Origin of the sequence: Legionella tunisiensis (assembly GCF_000308315.1) — a bacterium.
Lineage (GTDB): Bacteria > Pseudomonadota > Gammaproteobacteria > Legionellales > Legionellaceae > Tatlockia > Tatlockia tunisiensis.
On sequence record NZ_CALJ01000119.1, the window covers coordinates 1 to 2,351 of the forward strand.

Here is a 2,351-nt window from a genome sequence, read left to right on the forward strand (position 1 = left end):
AAGAAATTTGGCAATCCGCTGCAACAGAGCTCCTTTGCGCCTAAAATTCGGGCTTTCATCTTTCTTGCGTCAGTAAAAGTTAACTTGACGATGCCGCCGCTACAGATAACAGCTAATTTGAAGCAACTCTTTTGGTTGTTCCTCAGAGGGTCTTAATAATATTTTAAGCATGTTGCATTACAATAAATCGTTAGATGTATTTTGTGGGATAGGTAGATGACATTTGCAAAAATAGAACTTGACCAAATAGAAAGTGGTACAGCCATTAATATAGTTTGCTCAACAGTCGGCCTAACAGGCATCGCGCCTGATAAAAAAGCTGAAGAAAAAGTGATGCAGCTTATAGAAAAAATCTCATCAGACATTTATACACAATGTCTTGATAAGCATGAGACTAATATCGATGAGATCCGACAGAAAGTTGCAGAAATTGTAGCCAGGAAAGCAAAAGATCAAAACATTCTTCCTCAAGAATTTGATTTTCAATCAGCATACAATCTACAAGTAATAGGTCGCGTAACAGCTTCATTGAAAACTTTAAATAAAACTAAAATAGTTCCCAAAGAAACTATAATGCCTCACGAAAATGCTATACATTTTTATGAAAGTTATCATCTAAAATTGATGAAGGCTATTGGAAATTATAATACTTTAAAGACCCGTCTTGAGAAAGAAAAATCCACAAAAATTCAAGCAAATATCAGAAAATTCAACAGAAAATTAAAATTTATCAAGACGCTATTACTGCTATTGAAACAACTAACTCACCTAATAGCGTTCGAATAATATTCCCCCCAGCAGAAAATTTACGAAATTTATCAGAGGCAGAAGGAGAGATTCTGATTTCGCTAGAAAATATAGAAGAGCTTGTGGAAATTAGAGGTAAAGTGTTATTAAAGAAAAACTTGAAAAAGAGGTGCTTCAAGCTATTCAAGGAATGAAAGAAGCCTATTTTACTATGGCAAACCTTACTTCTATAGTAGCTTCTCAAGATATAGAAATGGTTAATAAAGTAATTCTAGGTCTTGTAGATAACATTGTATATAAACTAGGTCCTCCTTCTAGAACTCTTCCTTTGGATTACAATACGAAAGATGTCATAAAAGCACTTTTAAATTTAGATCTATTTATTAAAAATTATAAGGGTGATAAAACACATCCTTTGATTATAAAAGCATTCAATTGATTCAAGAAAAGACCCGGAAAATATAGTAAATTATTAGATGATAGTGAAAGAGTAGAGAGACATTTCTTATCAAATAATAAAACCATGGTGCGATCTTCAATAAGCAAACATTTAAACAAAGATGATGAAATGTTATTGACTTTGTATGAAAAAATGGTTCATCAAAAAATCATGGTTCCTCTTCAGAAATTAATTATCTTTCAGTGTTGTTAGAGAAAAGTATTGGCAACAAAGATCTTAACTCAAAACTATCTCTATTTTCTAAAGATAAAGAAAGTATTCACCCAGAAAAATATGAACAGGCAATAAGAGAGTTAAAGTACTTTTGTTTAAACAAAATGTACCCACCTCAACTCCTATATCTTAAAAATGTGAAGATGCATTAGATAATATTGAGGCAGGGAAAATTTAGAGAAGCAAGATCAATTAACAATTTTTGAGTGCGGCCGTTTAGATGATCTTGTTAAGATTAAACAAACATTGGATCAATTTAATCGATTAGGCTTAGTTGAGAAAAGCCCTAAACTAGCAAAATTATATGAGCAGACCCAAAAAGCAGTTGTCTTAATGAATAGGATTAAGCAGAAAATTTCTACTGAACATTCTTATGAAGACGGCGATTTTTAATGGTTGACTCTAAGAAATTATATCTTCTTAAAAATGAGAATCCTGATCAGGAGCGTGTATTAACTCAAACATTTATTACAAAATATAGTCATGCAGCGCAGATTTATATCGATGAAAAAACAGGTATGCCAATCCAGTCTCATGTTGGCACAAAATATGGCTCAGGCTACTTAAGACCCTCAGATTTAATCACTGGTGACGTATTTAGAATTGATATTCTTAAGTTAATTTCACCCGAGAATCAACAAAAATTAGAGGAATTCTATAAACAAAAAATCTTGATTATAGGCAAGAAGTTGTAAAATTATATCAGCAGAATATTCATAGGCTTCATGCAGAATCACAAGAAAGATTTACCGCAATTCAGAATGATAGGGCTAGACAAATGCGAGCTGGGGTAGCGAATTTGGGTTTACATGGTGGTCACTATCGCACTACAGATGCCGAGCGTGGCAAATTACATGGAGAAATGTACGGACTAGATAGTTTTAATGTTAAGAGCACCATGATTTGTTCAGAATTTGTAGTTAAAAGTACC

General features: G+C 32.8%; 3 protein-coding genes. All 3 read left to right on the top strand.

The window, feature by feature from the left end; all coding sequences use genetic code 11:
- The first annotated feature begins 216 nt into the window (after positions 1 to 216).
- The 3 genes from BN58_RS08340 (at position 217) to BN58_RS08355 (ending at position 2,115) form a co-directional block, all read left to right on the top strand.
- Complete coding sequence (locus BN58_RS08340; RefSeq protein ID WP_019216439.1) at positions 217 to 786, top strand: hypothetical protein; 570 nt, start codon at positions 217 to 219, stop codon at positions 784 to 786.
- 130 nt (positions 787 to 916) lie between these two features.
- Entirely contained in the window at positions 917 to 1,186 is a 270-nt protein-coding gene (locus tag BN58_RS08345; protein WP_019216440.1) for a hypothetical protein, read from the top strand.
- A gap of 626 nt (positions 1,187 to 1,812) precedes the next feature.
- The gene (locus BN58_RS08355) at positions 1,813 to 2,115 is read left to right on the top strand and encodes a hypothetical protein (RefSeq protein ID WP_019216442.1); all 303 of its coding nucleotides are present in this window, start codon (positions 1,813 to 1,815) and stop codon (positions 2,113 to 2,115) included.
- Positions 2,116 to 2,351 lie beyond the last annotated feature (236 nt).